This is a genomic window from Furfurilactobacillus entadae (genome assembly GCF_045862745.1).
GTDB classification, from domain to species: Bacteria; Bacillota; Bacilli; order Lactobacillales; family Lactobacillaceae; genus Furfurilactobacillus; species Furfurilactobacillus entadae.
The window spans coordinates 1-15,545 of the sequence record NZ_BQXN01000013.1; the positions used below are offsets into that span (position 1 = coordinate 1).

Consider the following 15,545-nt stretch of genomic DNA (forward strand, 5'->3'; position numbering starts at 1 on the left):
GCGTGACCTAACGCAGGCATCAGTTCATCTAAGCAAACAAGCGACTGCGGGCATAATCCACCCACTGTCGCTTGTTTGCTTAGATGACGGTGCCTAACCGCGTTAGGTCACGCTCTCCTCTTTTATAAACGTTCGCCATGCTGGCAACACTTCCTCATCAACGATCCGGTCCAGGTAAGCCACCGCCATTGACCGGCCGCCAATCAAGTCAAAGTATCGCAACGACCGAAACAGCATCAGCTGCGTCATTACTGGTGGTTCCTTATGAATCTCTCCACGCCGGCGGCCGTTTTCAAGGACAACCCCCATTATTTTCAGGTTGCTTGTCTCCGATGCTGCCAGAATTTTCTCCCGGTTCAATTGTGCTTCAGGCGCCTCCGCAAACAATAGTCGAAAATACTTATTCGGCCCTTGATTTGAAAGGCGGATAAATGTTTGACCGACATACAAGAGGTCAGCTCGTAAACTACCGCGATCAAAAATTCCCTGAACCAGTGGGTTCGTTTCCGTCGAAATTCCCGCCAAAATCGCGTCCAAAGTTAAATCGAAAATATTATCCCAGTGACGATAAAGGACGGAGCGGCTCGTTTTCGAACGTCCCGCAACATCGGCCAGTGTTAAACTGGCATACCCTTTTTCATCCAATAATTCATACACTGCTTGGTAGATTTCATTTTGTAACTGATCACCTCGTCGGCGAGTATCCCGCGCTTGTGCCATCGGCAGCCTCCATTAATGTCTCTTCGTAAGCAATCACAGCCTGTGGGTACGTCGGAAAGTCAAAGCCCATTTGGTCGGCCACAATCCGTGCCGTTACTAAGAATAGCTGACTCGCCACCTGTAAAGCCACCCACGTTGCATCCTCATCAGCCAGTTTATAAGTCATTAATAGCTGGTCATAATCGGCAGGGGCTAACGCTTCTTTCAGGCGTTCATCGTGCTTTCCCACATCCGTTTGAAAGTTTGTTGCAATACCGACTGACCACCGTAACATCGTTAACAGTTCGCGACGAACATCCATTTCAAACGAGCCGTTTGCATACAATAGCTCATGGCGTTTTAGGCCCTTGACCACGTACAAACTGTTCCAAAAAAACTTGTTAATGCTTTCCTGATAATCATCCGTGCTGGGCGCTGTAATTCGAAAATCCCACGTTGATAATTCCGGTTGCGCTTTTACTGGATGATCCTTATCAAAAATCACGGTGTTTTCATGTTCGGCAGCAAGGTAGGCCGCTTGATCTTCCACACAAGCCACCTTTAGGTCCAAACGATTTCCGTCCGTGAACTGCATGAGGTAGGGATATGCCGGTTGTTTCGTCCCAGCAATTTGGGCCATTGTTGGTTTTCGCATCATCAAACGCTCACCAAACACAGCCAACCACTCATCGTTTTTTCTGAACGGATTGAGTGTCTTCACAAAGTACGTAATGTCAAAATCCGCAAACGCATCCTGTTTAGCCGTCGGGTCATTGCGTGACCCTTCCATCCCAATCGCCCGAATGTTGTCATCACCCTCAGCCACCGTTTTAATGATGGTCATCATTTCTTCAGCACTTCGCCGTTTCATGGTCAGCCTCCACTCGTTTCATCAAAATCAGTGCGAACCATCGCGATTAAAAAGCGAGCACTAATTGGAAACTAGCTGTTGGTGTACTCGGCCAATAGCCGGTTTTAGATTAGGCGCAACTTTTTGCGATGGTAAGCACAACATCAAAATCAGTGCGAACCGTCCCGGTTAAAAAGCGAGCACTAATTGGAAACTAGCTATTGGCGTACTCGGCCAATAGCTGGTTTTAGATTAGGTGCAACTTTTTGCGATGGTAAGCACGACATCTCATTACCAGTATACGCCTGATCAGAATCGACGCGAATTAATCAGCAAGCACCCTCTCGTAAAAACAACCATCAGTTTTTAAAATGGCCAATCATTCTTCAATAATTTCCACAGTTTACGGACTAATTCGTTAAATTGTGCACCATTTTAGCCGATAAATCCCATTCTGATGGGCTATTTTAACAATTCTCATCGAATTTAGTTTGTTCTTATATGCTGACGCGGTATAATGTTGTAAGGTTTTTAAACCAAGAAATGGGGAATTTTCGTTGGATAGTGGTCAGATAATTAGTAATTTGATCATCATGCTAATTACATTCATCTTTGCCACCTTTTTCGTGGCCGCTGAGTTTGCCCTGGTGCAGACACGGCCAAGTGTTCTGGAAGAAGAACAAAATAAGCGTGACAAAAAGTCAAAAAAAATCACAGTGGCCCTGAACATGGTCCACAACTTAAATGAATATCTTTCAACAACTCAGGTGGGGACGACATTAGCCGGTATCATCCTTGGGTGGATCGGTGAAGAGACGGTCGCGGAACTATTGATCGATTTCTTCGGCATCGCCCACCTCAGTTTTAACGCCACGTTAGGTCACGCCATTGGTTCTGTGGCTGGGATTATCATCCTGACCTACTTTGAAGTGGTTGTCACAGAAATCGTTCCTAAAAACATCGCCATTGACCGGCCGTTTCAGGTTTTGATGGCTGTTGTGACACCGTTGCGGTACTTCCACATTCTGTTCTATCCATTCGTATGGTTATTAAACACCTCTGCGAACGGAATCGTCCGAATGCTCGGGATGCAACCGGCCTCAGAAAGCGACGAGGCGTTCAGTCAGGCGGAAATTTTGAACCTGTCACGGAACGCCGTTTCTGGTGGTGAGCTCGATCAAGAAGATTACGTGTTCATGCAACGCGCGTTTGAAATGAACGACAAGGTTGCTAGAGACATCATGATCGACCGGACTCAACTCGAAGTCATTGACGTGACGGATACCGTTAAAGACGCCCTCCAGGTTTATCTGACTGAGCAATTCAGTCGCCTTCCGGTTGTTGCTGACGGTGATAAGGATAAAATCCTCGGTTATGTTTTCAACTACGACTTGATTCGTCAAAGCCAAACGGACAGCAGCATTAGCGTTGCTAAAATTCTGCGGAACATCATCACCGTGCCTGAAACCATGCCAATTCAAGATGTACTTCAACAAATGATCAACAAACAGACCCCCATCGTGGTCGTCGTTGATGAATACGGTGGTACTTCTGGGATCGTCACGGATAAGGACATTTACGAAGAACTGTTTGGGACGGTCCACGATGAAATCGATGACGTTTCCGATGAGTACATCTTTAAGCAGGATGACGGTTCATTCCACGTTTCCGGGAAGATGACCCTTTATGACTTTGAACGTTACTTCCAAACTGACATTAAAAAGTTTGAAGAGTCCGAAGTTGTTACATTAACGGGTTACATCATCGAAAATGATCCTGACATTAAAGCCGGCGACAGTTACCAGATTGGTGATTTTCAGTTCACCGCACTGGATTACGAGAATGCCTACATTAATTGGTTTGAAGTCATTCGTAAACCAGTCACGACGACTGACGAAGACGCACAGGATCAATCAGAACAATCACAAAATTAACACTTAAAAACAAACATGGCTTGCTCTTGGTATTTTACCGGGAGCAAGCCATGTTTGTTTTTAGCATTATTTTAAATTAAAAGTGGCTTTTACTCACACACGTGGCTTACCTGATACCTTTTTGCCCATAACAACATGTCTAATTTACTTGCATTAATACATCCAGCACCTATAATTAATTCATCGAATTAAGGTTGGAAGAGTGGTGACTTGTTTTCAGTCTAGAGGTGATGCTCATGAGCTTCCCAAGGAAAGGTAAACAAGTTGAGTACAAAAGATGTGCTTACGTTAATGCTAGGAACAGCTATGTTTGTTCTAGCATTAATCGGCGTAATCATCGAAATTATTTCGTTAACCAAGAAATAATGGTACAAAAAAGCCCTCGAAAACTTTGACGAGTCGAGTGGGCTTAATTTGTACTATATGAGTTAAATTCACGAAACCAAGTCACCGCTTTGAAAACGGTAATTCGTAGCACCCCATGCCAGTGGGGTGTTTTTTGTTAGTACCTTGGTACCATATGACCTTAGTACCATATGACCTTAGTACCAAGGTACTACCACGTTAGTATAATTGCCTGTTTCCAATTTGTAAACAATTTGTTTACTTCTTTAGTTCTTCTCGCTAATTCAAGCGTTCATAATCTAACTCTGCCAACTGGTCATGCTGTTTGACGCCCACTAATCGGTACTGGGCCTGAACTGCACTGGTTGCCCAAAGTGACACCCCGGCACCCAGTAAATGCGGCGCAATAAACAACTGGATCTCATCAATTAACGACGCCTGAAGGAGTGCTTGAACCATTTCTGCACCGCCCACGATCCAAATCGCTTTTCCAGATTGTTCACGACGCTCCCGAACCAGTTTAACCACATCCTCACTCAAAAATGTGACGTTTGCTTGCGGGGCCATCTTTTGGTGGGTCAGGACAATGCTTTCCTTATCTGCATACGGATAAACATCTGTATGCGTCACTACATAATCATACGTTGTCCGTCCCATGATCAACATATCGATGCGGTCTAATAACGTGGAATATCCCGTATCACCACTCACCGGCGTTTGTTCCAGCCACTCAATTTCACCGGCTGCATCCGCCAACCGTCCATCCAAACTTGTTGCGATGTACAGAATCACTTTTCGCATCATGCATTCCTCCGTTACCATTGCGTTTAGTCAACTTTGTCGAACACTTTGTCGCAAATCGTTTATTGTTCCCCGTCCAACCAGCGTTTATGATGAGCTCATCGAAAACGTTAGGGAGGAACACCATCATGGCATTTAAAATTTATCACATCAACTGTGGCTTTGTTCAAGGACTTCAGTATGAGGGCGAGGCGCTCGTTATGCACTGCCTGTTAATTGATACCGGTAAAGACGGTTTAGTCCTGGTCGACACGGGTCTCGGTCGAAAGGACCAGCTTAACGCGGAGCCACGACTTGGGTTTGCCTTCACCCACATCTATGCAAAACCGCAACAGGGCAACATCGCCCTGGCCGCCGTGGAACAAATTAAAGCACTGGGTTACGACCCTCGTGACGTCCGTAACATCGTTATGACCCACCTTGACCTTGATCATACTGGTGGTCTCGTCGATTTCCCAAATGCCACCGTCCACGTTTTTCAAACGGAATGGGAAACTGCGATGAGCGAGCGCGGCTTCAAAACCAGTCATCGTTATCGCCAATCAATGTGGCAATACGGCCCCAACTGGCACACGTATAACGAGGTTGGTGATAACTGGAAGGGCTTCAATCACGTGCAACAACTAACCGGGTTACCACCGGAAATTCTGTTGATTCCGACCGCTGGCCATTCCCGTGGTCACTGTGCTGTCGCCATTGACACCGGCGATGACGGCTGGTTGGTTCATGCTGGCGATACTTATTTTGATCCACATGAAGTTCACAACCAGACACCCAGCGTGACCCCACAGTTGGCGCGCTTCGAGCGGTTTAACCAGTGGAACCAAACGCAACGCCTTGAAAATGTGAACGCCCTTCGGAACCTTATTTTAACGGATCAGAGCGTTCACGTATTCTGTGCTCACAATCCCGCTGAACTTCACGACTGGGTAAAACAGAACCCGACAAAAACGTTACGTTAGCGTAATGCCCGCCATTTTAAACAACTCACTTTGAACGCGTTGTGAAAACGCGAGGAGCCCGGCCGTTGTTTGGTGATTAAGTTGATAAGTGAGTTCCGTCATCACCCAGCTACTGTACTGGGTCGCCAAATAATTCAGTGGAATCGTTAGCTTCGTTTTATCCGCATGTTCGTCAAGAAAGTGTTCAAACTGAGCGGTTAGGATTGCCTGCAAGTTAGCACCAAAGTCGGCGCGTGGTTCATGAATCCTGAGTAACGTTTGGGTGACTTGTGGCGTGGCCAACAACCATTTAAAGACGGGCCCCACCGTTGCTTGGACATCAACTACCTGACCAGCGGCAAACCGCGCTTTTAGTAGGTCGGCAAACCGCTCTGTCTCTGCTGCAACCACCGTTTCAAGCACCGCATATTTATCATAATAGTGCGCGTAAAATGTTGACCGGCTCACCGTCGCTGTCGTACAAATTTGCGCCACCGTAATCTTTCCTAGCGGCACGTCCTGTAGCAGCTTTAGTAAGCTCTGCTCGATGCGCCGTTTTGTTCGTTGACTGCGAAGGTACTGCTTAGTCATTGATTACCACCCGAAAGGTCCGTCAGTTTAAAGTAGTCCATCAAAAAATGGGCGACCCCGTCTTGCTCGGCGGGCACCGTTACGTGATTTGCAGCGGTCCGCACTTCAGCCGGTGCATCCGCCATTGCAACGCTAATTGCGGCCTTCTTAAACAACGGAACATCGTTATGTCCGTTTCCAAACACGATCGTCCGGTCAGTGGCGATTCCAACCTGGTTCTGAACGATTGCTAATCCCGTTGCCTTACTGATGCCCTTAGGAATTAACTCAATGTTATTCGGACTTGACGACGATAGTGCCATGTTTGCGGCACTAGCCAACGCCGCCCGGGCCTTTGTTAAACGACCATCATTGTGATCGTCCACCAGTAATCCGTTTGTTACCGTTTCATTCAACCCTGGCACCATTTCGCCATCTGCCAAAAAGACCATGGGCGAGGTCGTTTTCTGACGAAGCTTATTCATGTGCGCCAAAACATTTTCATCCGTTACATTATGGTATGTTGCTGTTTGCGTGAACAAACGGAAACTTAAACCAAACTCTTCGGCCACCTGCCGTGCGGTGGTGACGGCCGTAGCCCCTAAATGGGTCACCTGAACTTTATTATTTTCAGCGATTACAGCTCCATTTGACCCAATAATCCCCATCTCATCATCCACCTGATCCGCGATGACTTTCGCTAACGCTAGCATCCGCCCGCTAGCAATGTAGACTTCATGCCCCTCATCACGCAAACGAGTCAACACCGTTTTCGTCAACGTCGATACCTTCTGTGTTGGTGGGATCAAGGTTCCATCAATGTCAGTCACAATTAAAAATCGTTCCATCAGCGTCCCTCCCCTTCCACCAGTGTACGCTAGTTGACCTCTGAAAATCTGCAATTATCAAGCCTGTTTTCACTGGAAATTTTGCGGTACACTCACCATATTGAACACCGACTTGGAGGACCTGACATGACACCACTGAACATTCGCTACATCTCCATTGAAGGCAACACCAGAAGCTTCATTGATCACTTAACGGCATACGCAGCCACACAACATGAGCAAAATGCCGCCAACCCCACAATTAGTGCCCGAGAAATTTCGGAGCAAACTGATTTTGCCGATGAAACTGCACCGTACTTTGCGTTTGTGCCCACCTACTTAGATGGTGGCAACGGCATCGACAACGGGGTCAAAGAGTTAATGACCAACGTACTCGGCGAATACATCGCTTACCATGACAACCGGACCCTTTGCCGTGGGGTCGTTGGCTCTGGCAACCGGAACTTCAATGAACAATACTGTTTAACCGCGCGGCGGTATGCAGAGGCCTATGGTTTTCCTTTCATTGCCGATTACGAGCTTCGCGGCACAAATCGTGATGTAGAACGAATTTACAGCATTATGGTAGAACACGCTAAATAACCACTTTCATAAACGCGAACCAAACCGCAGACTTCGACTCAGCTAACGTAAAGGGCCACTCATGGACAAAAATCGTCCATAAGTGGTCCTTTCTCTTCCCTTTCATAAACGCGAACCAAACCGCAGACTTCAACTCATCTAACGTAAAGGACCACTCATGGACAAAAATCGTCCATAAGTGGTCCTTTACGTTAGATGAGGGAGCCTCCCGCAGTTTGGTTCGCTCTCTTTTTATTCTCTTCGTTTTTTCTGTGCCATTCGTTCATCATGCGCACGCCAGTACACCGCCGCCAATGGGAGCAATTGAACCACTCCCACCACCATAAATAGCATCGTAAACGTCGCATAGTCCAGCATCAAACCACCAAAAAGGGGCCCAATTGCCCGCCCGAACGCAATCGCCATGTTCGCAAATCCTTGATAGCGCCCGGCTTGCATGGATGGCGCCTTAACTGCGATCCACGCTGGCAGTGCCGGGTGACCAATCATTTCACCAAACGTTAGCACGATCATCGTCGCAATAAACATGGCGTATGTCCGCGCAAAAATCAACATGAAAAATGAGGCCGCAAACAAGGTGATCCCTACCAAAATAACGTTTTCAATGCGGTACCGTTCACTCCACCGGGTAATAAATGGCTGACAAATTACGATGATCAGTCCATTTAACGTCCACAACAGACTATACTTTAGCACCGGAATCCCTAGGCTTGTCATGTGAACCGAAATTACACTTTCCCACTGTGAGTAGGCAACGTTAATGGCAAGTAGCAAGACCAGAATCAGGCTGATCAAAACAGGAATCTTTGTCCGTTTGCCATCACGCCGTGCCGCTTCATGCTGTGCTTTAGGCGCCGTCACGTTGAAATGCAAGGCAACCACAAGCGTTAACGCCGCGTAACAAACGGTGGCAATAATGAAAACCGTGGTGATCCCAAAATTAATGGCATAACCCACAATCAACGTTCCAATAACAACCCCAATGTTCATCGCAACGTACAGCATGTTAAACACATGCCGGGTAGAGGACCCCGGTAACCATGTGGCCAACGAATTTAAAATCGTCATATTCACCCCGTCACCAAAACCGACGAGGAGGAGGAAGAACGCATAAACGGGCCAGCCGTGCCAAAAGATCAAGGCAAACACAGCCGCTGTGGCAATGGCCGCCGAGATGATCCCCGTTTCATATGGTTTCCAGTGGTCGAATAAATATCCCCCCACTGAATCACCAATGATCATCATCACCGACATTCCCAATAGCACCCACCCGGCAAGTGTGAGTGATTCATGAAGATAATTATGCATGTAGATGGTCGTTAGTGGCCATAAAAAACTGGCCCCCGTGTTGTTCAATAATGATGCCACAAACAGCCAGCCGAATTTTACTTCTCGCCGTTGGCTTGTCACAATATCCGCTCCTTAATTGAGGCAAATCGCCTTATTATCTCCATTCTATCACGCCAACGCAATGCCGTCGTGTCCCAGTCACCCATGCATTAAGTCTTCACAAGAGAAGGTCTGAAAATAATTGCCATAAATTCTTGATACCGAGATTTTTCCGTGTTTCCATCAAGAAATAGTCTTTAAATTATGTAAAAAGTTTACAAATGCTCATTTATTCACTTTCATTTATCGCGTCTGCCTGCTATCATGTAAACGTAGACAAAAAATGATTGATATAAAAAAGGAGACTGCTTCATGAAAGCTGCTGTTGTTAGAGATTCAATCGATGGGTTTGTTGACGTTAAAGACGTTACGTTACGTGATTTAAAACCTGGTGAAGCCTTAGTAGACGTTGAATACTGTGGTCTTTGCCACACCGACTTACACGTTGCTGTCGGTGACTTTGGTGACAAGCCTGGCCGGATCATTGGTCACGAAGGTGTTGGGATCGTTTCTAAGGTTGCTGATGGCGTTGACGCCGTTAAGGTCGGCGACCGCGTTTCAATCGCTTGGTTCTTCAAGGGCTGTGGCCACTGTGAATACTGTCTGACTGGCCGTGAAACACTTTGCCGCAACGTTGAAAACTCTGGTTACACGGTTGACGGTGCCATGGCTGAACAAGTTATCGTTGACGCTAACTACGCTGTGAAGGTTCCAGAAGGTTTGGACCCTGTTGAAGCAACTTCACTGACTTGTGCCGGTGTGACAATGTACAAGGCCATCAAAGTCGCTGATGTTAAGCCTGGTCAATGGGTTTCAGTTGTTGGTGCCGGTGGTTTAGGTAACCTGGCCATCCAATATGCTAAGCATGTCTTTGGTGCTCATGTGGTTGCCGTTGATGGTAACCCTGACAAGTTGCAAGCTGCCAAAGAAGCAGGTGCTGACTTATTGATCAACCGTCATGATGGTGATGTTGATAAACAGATCCAAGAAAAGGTTGGTGGTGTTCACGCAGCCTTGGTTACTGCCGTTACAACTGCAGCCTTTGACCAAGCTGTAGACTCACTTCGCCCAGACGGGAAGTTGGTTGCCGTTGCCTTACCACAAGGGAACATGCAATTGAACATCGCAAAGACGGTTCTGGACGGAATCGTTGTTGCTGGTTCATTAGTTGGAACTCGCCAAGACTTGGCTGAAACATTCCAATTCGGTGCTGAAGGATTGGTTCACCCAATCGTGAAGACCCGTAAATTATCAGAAATCAACGACATGATCCAAGAATTAAAGGACAACAAGGTTGTTGGCCGTAACGTCGTGGACTTCGTGCATAACAAGTAATAAAAAATCAGTGCGAACCATCGCGGTAAAAAGCGAACACTAATTGGAAACCAGCTGTTGGCGTTCTTGGCCAATGGCTGGTTTTAGATTAGGCGCAACTTTTTGCGAGGGTGAGCACGACACCAAAAACAGTGCGAATCATCGCGGTTAAAACCTAATCACCAACAACAAAAGCCACCAATGCCGGATAATTCATCCGGTACTGGTGGCTTTCTACGTTTCCTGATCAGTTTACTTACCGCGTGGCAATCGTTTCATCGTCTTCCAAAACTGGGGTCTTTGTCACCCAGTCATGTGGCCGGCAACTAACGATCCAGTTAACACCGTATTCATCGGTGAACTCCCCACGGTTACCACTAAAGTACGCTTTCGCATACGGCGCCGTCACCCGAACACGCTGTGAATTAGCGACACGGGTGAAAAAGGTTTCCGCCGTCACAGCGTCATCACGGTCATCTGCATCGAAATCAAGCATGATGGCAATGTTCGTCGCATGTTGTGGTTGATTCATAAAATCATCAGAACACAAAATTTGTGTCCCCATGATTTGAAACCCACCGTGCATCGTCGTCTCTTCTAAGTTTGAATCAATTAGCCCCAATTCGTTAGCCGCGTCTTCAGTGAGCGGAATTCGAAACAAGTGGTCGGCACCAAAGATTTCTTGGTAATACGCCATGGCTTCCTTTGCGTTCGGAAAGTGAACGTATGGATGTAATGTGAGTGTGATAGTTTGTCCCCCATTTCAGCTGTACATTAAAGTATAGGAAACTCCCGCCACTATGTCAATTTGACAACTATTTATTAACTGAACTAGCTAAAAATGACCACCTTTCCCTTATAAACGAGAAAAGTGGTCATCCGTTATTAACGCTTTATGATTTCAGCTGTGGATTGGTGAATGGTGCGTCAATATCAAACGTTGTCGGACGGTGTAGGGTAATCCCGTGTTCATCCACTGTCGAGCAATATGCCAGTACATGAACGCCCGCCGTCTCAGCCTCACGAATGGCCGCCGTCAATTTCGGTGCCATCGTTTTATTTAACGTCATTACGTCAACATTATCCATCTGAATGACAAACAGTAAATAGGCCTGATAGCCGGCCGCCACGGCCGCAGCCAAATTGACAACGTGTTTGACCGCCCGAACACTTGGGGCATCTGGAAAACCAACGATTCCTTCATTTTCCAACGTACACCCTTTCGTTTCCACAAAGAACTCACGGCCCGTTGTCGTCACGCCCTTGAAGTCGACCCGCGAATCACCAAATGTAACTTCTGGTTGAAACGCCATAATGTCGCCCTCAAGCTCCGGCAAGACAAGACGTCCCGCTGTCACGGCTTCTTTCGTCACCTGATTTGGTGCTGAACTATCTACGTTGATCCAAAACCGCCCATGAGCCGTCTCTTTAACAATCGCAACGAGATCCCAATAGGTCTTTCGGTCAGGATTCTTGGCAGGAACCACCGCAACCGTTGCGTTTGGAATCAACACTTCAGCACCACGCCCGGTATTTTTTAAGTGGGTATCAACAACCGCCCCGTTTAGTTCAACCCGGCAGGTGAACCGAGAGGGCCGGTCAACATACGATGCTAATTGAACGCCTTCATACTTCAAGATGGATTACCTCACAACATTACTTTTGAACTGTCGAAGTGGTCGTACTTTCAGTGTCCGAATTCTTTACCTTCGCTGCTTGGGAGGCCTTGGACGCTGCTTTGATGCTTTCTGATTCTGCGGCGCTCATGGTTGGTGCATGGTACGAAAAGTCGAGCTTCTTGACGTTCTCCGTGTAATTATCGAACAGTGCGTCGCTTGTCTTAAACTGCTTGTTGATCGACTGCTTCAACTGCATCAAGCTTGTGATTTTCGCCGATGGAATTCCTGGATTCAACTGAATGTTATTTTGGTAATTTTGTTCACCAATATCATTCATGTACGTTGAAAACTGGCTCGTCACTTTATCAGGCGTTAACGTTGTCTTCCGTAATGACTTCCACCGATCCTGAACCCGGTCTGGATAAGCGGCAGCAACCCGTTGAAGAAGGCGGTTTCCTTCTGCGGTTGCCATGTCACCGTGGTTTGGATAGTTGTGCGACACAGCCTGTCCAGAAGGATACAACTTCTTCCCGTTTTCATACAGGCCCCAGGTTGCGTCAATGTCATACATCGTCGTGCTCCAGTGCTTCCCGTCATAGGTGATCAGCATTAGGTTTCTACCCAGGCCATCCTGATCGTGTGTTAAGTTCGTGAACAGGTACATATCGATCACAGAATTAACATCTAGGTACTCGCTGGCATGCGCCTTAAAGTCCTTATCACTACTGTTCACAACAAAGTTATCCAGTCGTTCAAACGCCTGCTTCTGTGCAGGTGTCCACGTCTTCGGCTGTTCAGAAGTCCACCCGTGTTCGGTGTACGCCACGTTGGTTGACCAGAACATGTCGCCGCGCGTCCACTGATTACTAGATATTGCGATGTTATTCGGGTTCTTTTTGTCCATTCCCCACAGTTTTGGTTCTTTCGCCGTGGTTAGTGTGTACATGCCCCAGTCATCACCATTAACCTTCATTTCAACGGGAAAACCACTAATGGCCCCGTTATTCTGCGAACTTGCCAATTGTTTTGGTGCGCCTTGGCGAGTGGCCACCATTTGGCTCCACAAGTTTGCGTTCACAACGTTTCGTGATTGTGTTGCGTCAACATAGTTGGCCTTCAACACGTACACACTGTGCTTCTTCCAACCTGGGTTAGCCCGCCACTTATACTTATGTTTCAGCTGTTTGTCTTTGTAAAACTTCAGCTTCCAGTTTTTTTGCGGGAACTTGCGGGAACTTTGCCCCTGCCATTCCATCTTGGCGTACGCCGTGACTTTCTTCTTGGTCTTCTTATCATGAAAATCAAACTTCACGACCGGCCCGTCATTATCCGTTTGTGAAACGGCACCACTCACCTTCACTTTAGGAAGATCCTTTGTTTCTTGACTTGATAACAATGGCAACTGCCGGGTGGTATTGAAGTGAATCCATGTAAATGATCCAACCAATGCGACGATGACAACCGTCAAAATCACCGTTAATCCCAGTGCGCGTTTTCTTTTTTTCATGGTCCCCCAACTGCTCCTATTCTTGCCCCGCTACTGCTTTAATTAAAAACTCAACAATGTTTCGAAAATCCTCTTCAACATCCACGTCCTTGAAAAAACCGTTAATGCTTAACTTCGCGTAGCCAAACAGCGTTGCTAAAAAGGCCCGCGCCGTGCGCTCCCGTTCCGTCTGGTTGGCAATCATTGGCGTCAAAATGTCTAAAAGGACGTGGCGAACATCTGCACTTTCAATTGAAGTGATTGGCAATGCCGCGTTAGTACCAGTAAACGCCCGCGTTAGCATTTCTTGAAACGACGGGTGGGCCTCCGCAAACTGGAAGATGGTCATCGCAAAAACGCGTAACGCATCCATTCCAGATACCGGAACCAAGTTTGCATACAACTGGCGCATCAATAACTCGCGTCCCTGAATGGCCACTGCCAGTTTAAGATCTTCGAGACTAGGAAAGTAGTGATACAGTGTTTGCGGCTGAACGTTTAAATTTCGGGCAACCCCACGTAACGACAGGTTGCCGAGCGTGTCACTTTCGGCCATTTTATAGGCCTCAGTCACGATTAATTCACGTGAAAGTGGTGTTCGTTTCATGCCAATTTCTCCTAGATGATGTTCCCTGTTTTAACCATGTCTGCACGTAAGGAAACTTCCAAGTTCCCGTTCCGTTCACGAATTTCGTCAAGAAACGCTTTTTGTTGGTCCAAGTTATTTAACTCAATGTGATATTCAACTTCAAACAGACTCCCAAGGTTTGTCGTTCGAACGTTATCGATTGTCACTTCTTTAGTGTATTTATCAAAAATATCATCAAACGCGTGCTCATAATCTAAATTTTCCGGCATCGTGATTTTCATGATCCGAACGTTTTGATTACCTGCCCCAAAATCTAAAATCGTGTAGAGCAACATGGCTAAACTGACCACGATGGTAAAGAACATCGCGTACAGTAAGTAGCCCCGCCCTGTCGCCAAGCCAATCGTCATGGCAAAGAAGATGGTCACCATCTCCCGTGCATTCCCCGGCGCAGACCGGAACCGAACCAGGCTAAATGCACCGGCCACCGTTAATCCGGCCCCAAGGTTCCCGTGCACCGTCATAATGATGGACTGCACCATAATTGGTAAGAGCGCAACTGCAAAGATAAAGTGTTTTGAGTAATGATTGCGATACATGTACACAAACGCCACGATCAACCCTAAAATCAGGGTCACCAGCGTCGTAATCAAAACCTGTTCAAACGTAATTAAGTGATGTTTTGGTCCTAAATAGCTGACAAGCATTGTTGTCCTCCCAGAATGCCATATTTATAAATTAATCCGTACTTTGAAAACGGTTGTGGATAGATTTTTAGTCCTGCAAACAGATGACTCCACGCAAACGGCAGGGTTTGTGGGATTTTAATCTCCATGACGACCATTCCAGGTGCCAGTAATGGCGTCCCGGTCGTACCTGTTAGTAAGTCGGTGTCTTCTGTGCGCCACCGGATGTTTTCATCAAACGTCAACCGGAGTCCCGTCTCAGTTGCATAGGCTGACCGTTCATAAATGACCGCTGTGTTTCGCGTCAACGAATGATCCTGCACGAAGAAGTCAATTTCCCGTTTGTTCATGTCGGCCGAGACAGTTAATCCACCCTCACCAGCCAAGTATGCCTTGGCCTCATGGTACGGCACCGCAATTCGCCGTTTATACGTGATTCCTAAGACCTTCTTTTTTAGTTCAATGAAGGCAGTTTGATCCGCCGTCACATCACTGCCATACGCACGAAGTCGGAGCTTTTCACGGTACTTACTGTCATCCAGCTGACGTCGAGCAAACATATAACTATCCGTATCGTAATACAACGATGAAATGGTTTGTCGGCCAAACTGATCGATCGTAATTTCGTTTTCAAGTGCGACCAACAGCCGCTGATAGGTATCTTGATCCATCACATACTTTTGTTCGTGACGTTTAAACACCATTGGCACAGTCTTAAGTGCCGCCGGGGTCTCAATCATATTTTTCACCTGCTTTCCGATAATTTAACCGGTAAAGTATATCATCATTGCCGAACACTGTACACCGCCTTTCGAACACGAATTGAATTTTTTAATTGTTTCCTTAAACTCCCGTAGATAGGCGTTTAATCAATTCATTCAATTAACCATTA

Annotated in this window: 17 protein-coding genes; 5 read left to right on the top strand and 12 right to left on the bottom strand. The window is 46.8% G+C overall.

Going from position 1 to position 15,545, the window contains the following annotated elements; all coding sequences use genetic code 11:
• Nucleotides 1-102: 102 nt before the first annotated feature.
• On the bottom strand, nt 103-720 hold the full coding sequence (locus ACKTR5_RS06740) for a TetR/AcrR family transcriptional regulator (protein ID WP_407880217.1): 618 nt from the start codon (nt 718-720) through the stop codon (nt 103-105).
• Complete coding sequence (locus ACKTR5_RS06745) at nt 686-1,570, bottom strand: aminoglycoside 6-adenylyltransferase (protein ID WP_407880219.1); 885 nt, start codon at nt 1,568-1,570, stop codon at nt 686-688. Before ACKTR5_RS06745 ends, ACKTR5_RS06740 begins: the two co-directional genes overlap by 35 nt.
• 536 nt (nt 1,571-2,106) lie before the next feature.
• On the opposite strand from ACKTR5_RS06745, the gene ACKTR5_RS06750 reads away from it, so the two are divergent.
• The gene (locus ACKTR5_RS06750) at nt 2,107-3,483 is read left to right on the top strand and encodes a hemolysin family protein (protein ID WP_407880221.1); all 1,377 of its coding nucleotides are present in this window, start codon (nt 2,107-2,109) and stop codon (nt 3,481-3,483) included.
• A gap of 264 nt (nt 3,484-3,747) precedes the next feature.
• Nucleotides 3,748-3,849: a putative holin-like toxin gene (locus ACKTR5_RS06755; RefSeq protein WP_407880223.1), complete on the top strand. Its 102-nt coding sequence runs from the start codon at nt 3,748-3,750 to the stop codon at nt 3,847-3,849.
• Between the two features lie 258 nt (nt 3,850-4,107).
• Here ACKTR5_RS06755 and ACKTR5_RS06760 read toward each other — a convergent pair whose 3' ends face one another.
• Nucleotides 4,108-4,632, bottom strand: coding sequence for a dihydrofolate reductase family protein (locus tag ACKTR5_RS06760; RefSeq protein WP_407880225.1), 525 nt, complete (start codon nt 4,630-4,632; stop codon nt 4,108-4,110).
• A gap of 125 nt (nt 4,633-4,757) precedes the next feature.
• Between ACKTR5_RS06760 and ACKTR5_RS06765 the strand changes: the two genes are divergently transcribed.
• Nucleotides 4,758-5,591 carry an MBL fold metallo-hydrolase gene (locus ACKTR5_RS06765; protein ID WP_407880227.1) on the top strand — a complete coding sequence of 278 codons (834 nt, stop codon included), beginning with the start codon at nt 4,758-4,760 and terminating at the stop codon, nt 5,589-5,591.
• On the opposite strand, the gene ACKTR5_RS06770 is transcribed toward ACKTR5_RS06765, so the two are convergent.
• Together ACKTR5_RS06770 and ACKTR5_RS06775 are read right to left on the bottom strand one after the other, a co-directional pair.
• Complete coding sequence (locus ACKTR5_RS06770; RefSeq protein ID WP_407880228.1) at nt 5,583-6,161, bottom strand: TetR/AcrR family transcriptional regulator; 579 nt, start codon at nt 6,159-6,161, stop codon at nt 5,583-5,585. The two genes, ACKTR5_RS06765 and ACKTR5_RS06770, sit on opposite strands and share 9 nt — an antisense overlap.
• Complete coding sequence (locus ACKTR5_RS06775; RefSeq protein ID WP_407880230.1) at nt 6,158-6,988, bottom strand: HAD family hydrolase; 831 nt, start codon at nt 6,986-6,988, stop codon at nt 6,158-6,160. Before ACKTR5_RS06775 ends, ACKTR5_RS06770 begins: the two co-directional genes overlap by 4 nt.
• A 126-nt stretch (nt 6,989-7,114) precedes the next feature.
• Between ACKTR5_RS06775 and nrdI the strand changes: the two genes are divergently transcribed.
• Nucleotides 7,115-7,570 carry a class Ib ribonucleoside-diphosphate reductase assembly flavoprotein NrdI gene (nrdI, locus tag ACKTR5_RS06780; protein WP_407880232.1) on the top strand — a complete coding sequence of 152 codons (456 nt, stop codon included), beginning with the start codon at nt 7,115-7,117 and terminating at the stop codon, nt 7,568-7,570.
• Between the two features lie 231 nt (nt 7,571-7,801).
• Here nrdI and ACKTR5_RS06785 read toward each other — a convergent pair whose 3' ends face one another.
• A complete protein-coding gene (locus ACKTR5_RS06785; RefSeq protein WP_407880234.1) occupies nt 7,802-8,980 on the bottom strand; it encodes an MDR family MFS transporter in 1,179 nt (392 codons plus the stop codon).
• 291 nt (nt 8,981-9,271) lie between these two features.
• On the opposite strand from ACKTR5_RS06785, the gene adhP reads away from it, so the two are divergent.
• Complete coding sequence (adhP, locus tag ACKTR5_RS06790) at nt 9,272-10,294, top strand: alcohol dehydrogenase AdhP (protein ID WP_407880235.1); 1,023 nt, start codon at nt 9,272-9,274, stop codon at nt 10,292-10,294.
• 235 nt (nt 10,295-10,529) lie between these two features.
• Here the strand turns inward: adhP and ACKTR5_RS06795 are convergent, their stop codons facing one another.
• The 6 genes from ACKTR5_RS06795 to ACKTR5_RS06820 all read right to left on the bottom strand — a co-directional run bounded on the left by ACKTR5_RS06795 (nt 10,530) and on the right by ACKTR5_RS06820 (nt 15,393).
• On the bottom strand, nt 10,530-10,970 hold the full coding sequence (locus tag ACKTR5_RS06795) for a VOC family protein (protein WP_407880236.1): 441 nt from the start codon (nt 10,968-10,970) through the stop codon (nt 10,530-10,532).
• A gap of 196 nt (nt 10,971-11,166) precedes the next feature.
• On the bottom strand, nt 11,167-11,910 hold the full coding sequence (gene sfsA / locus ACKTR5_RS06800) for a DNA/RNA nuclease SfsA (protein ID WP_407880238.1): 744 nt from the start codon (nt 11,908-11,910) through the stop codon (nt 11,167-11,169).
• A 19-nt stretch (nt 11,911-11,929) separates the two neighbouring features.
• The gene (locus ACKTR5_RS06805; protein WP_407880239.1) at nt 11,930-13,399 is read right to left on the bottom strand and encodes a CotH kinase family protein; all 1,470 of its coding nucleotides are present in this window, start codon (nt 13,397-13,399) and stop codon (nt 11,930-11,932) included.
• A gap of 16 nt (nt 13,400-13,415) precedes the next feature.
• The gene (locus tag ACKTR5_RS06810; RefSeq protein WP_407880240.1) at nt 13,416-13,985 is read right to left on the bottom strand and encodes a TetR/AcrR family transcriptional regulator; all 570 of its coding nucleotides are present in this window, start codon (nt 13,983-13,985) and stop codon (nt 13,416-13,418) included.
• A gap of 11 nt (nt 13,986-13,996) precedes the next feature.
• Nucleotides 13,997-14,674: a DUF4956 domain-containing protein gene (locus ACKTR5_RS06815; protein WP_407880242.1), complete on the bottom strand. Its 678-nt coding sequence runs from the start codon at nt 14,672-14,674 to the stop codon at nt 13,997-13,999.
• The gene (locus ACKTR5_RS06820; RefSeq protein WP_407880244.1) at nt 14,656-15,393 is read right to left on the bottom strand and encodes a VTC domain-containing protein; all 738 of its coding nucleotides are present in this window, start codon (nt 15,391-15,393) and stop codon (nt 14,656-14,658) included. Before ACKTR5_RS06820 ends, ACKTR5_RS06815 begins: the two co-directional genes overlap by 19 nt.
• Between the last annotated feature and the right edge of the window lie 152 nt (nt 15,394-15,545).

Bases quoted from the DNA above. Each gene is read 5' to 3' on its own strand.
- ACKTR5_RS06740 (WP_407880217.1), bottom strand. From the start codon at position 720: ATGGCACAAGCGCGGGATACTCGCCGACGAGGTGATCAGTTACAAAAT.
- ACKTR5_RS06745 (WP_407880219.1), bottom strand. From the start codon at position 1,570: ATGAAACGGCGAAGTGCTGAAGAAATGATGACCATCATTAAAACGGTG.
- ACKTR5_RS06760 (WP_407880225.1), bottom strand. From the start codon at position 4,632: ATGATGCGAAAAGTGATTCTGTACATCGCAACAAGTTTGGATGGACGG.
- ACKTR5_RS06765 (WP_407880227.1), top strand. From the start codon at position 4,758: ATGGCATTTAAAATTTATCACATCAACTGTGGCTTTGTTCAAGGACTT.
- ACKTR5_RS06770 (WP_407880228.1), bottom strand. From the start codon at position 6,161: ATGACTAAGCAGTACCTTCGCAGTCAACGAACAAAACGGCGCATCGAG.
- ACKTR5_RS06775 (WP_407880230.1), bottom strand. From the start codon at position 6,988: ATGGAACGATTTTTAATTGTGACTGACATTGATGGAACCTTGATCCCA.
- nrdI (WP_407880232.1), top strand. From the start codon at position 7,115: ATGACACCACTGAACATTCGCTACATCTCCATTGAAGGCAACACCAGA.
- adhP (WP_407880235.1), top strand. From the start codon at position 9,272: ATGAAAGCTGCTGTTGTTAGAGATTCAATCGATGGGTTTGTTGACGTT.
- ACKTR5_RS06795 (WP_407880236.1), bottom strand. From the start codon at position 10,970: ATGGCGTATTACCAAGAAATCTTTGGTGCCGACCACTTGTTTCGAATT.
- ACKTR5_RS06805 (WP_407880239.1), bottom strand. From the start codon at position 13,399: ATGAAAAAAAGAAAACGCGCACTGGGATTAACGGTGATTTTGACGGTT.
- ACKTR5_RS06810 (WP_407880240.1), bottom strand. From the start codon at position 13,985: ATGAAACGAACACCACTTTCACGTGAATTAATCGTGACTGAGGCCTAT.
- ACKTR5_RS06815 (WP_407880242.1), bottom strand. From the start codon at position 14,674: ATGCTTGTCAGCTATTTAGGACCAAAACATCACTTAATTACGTTTGAA.
- ACKTR5_RS06820 (WP_407880244.1), bottom strand. From the start codon at position 15,393: ATGATTGAGACCCCGGCGGCACTTAAGACTGTGCCAATGGTGTTTAAA.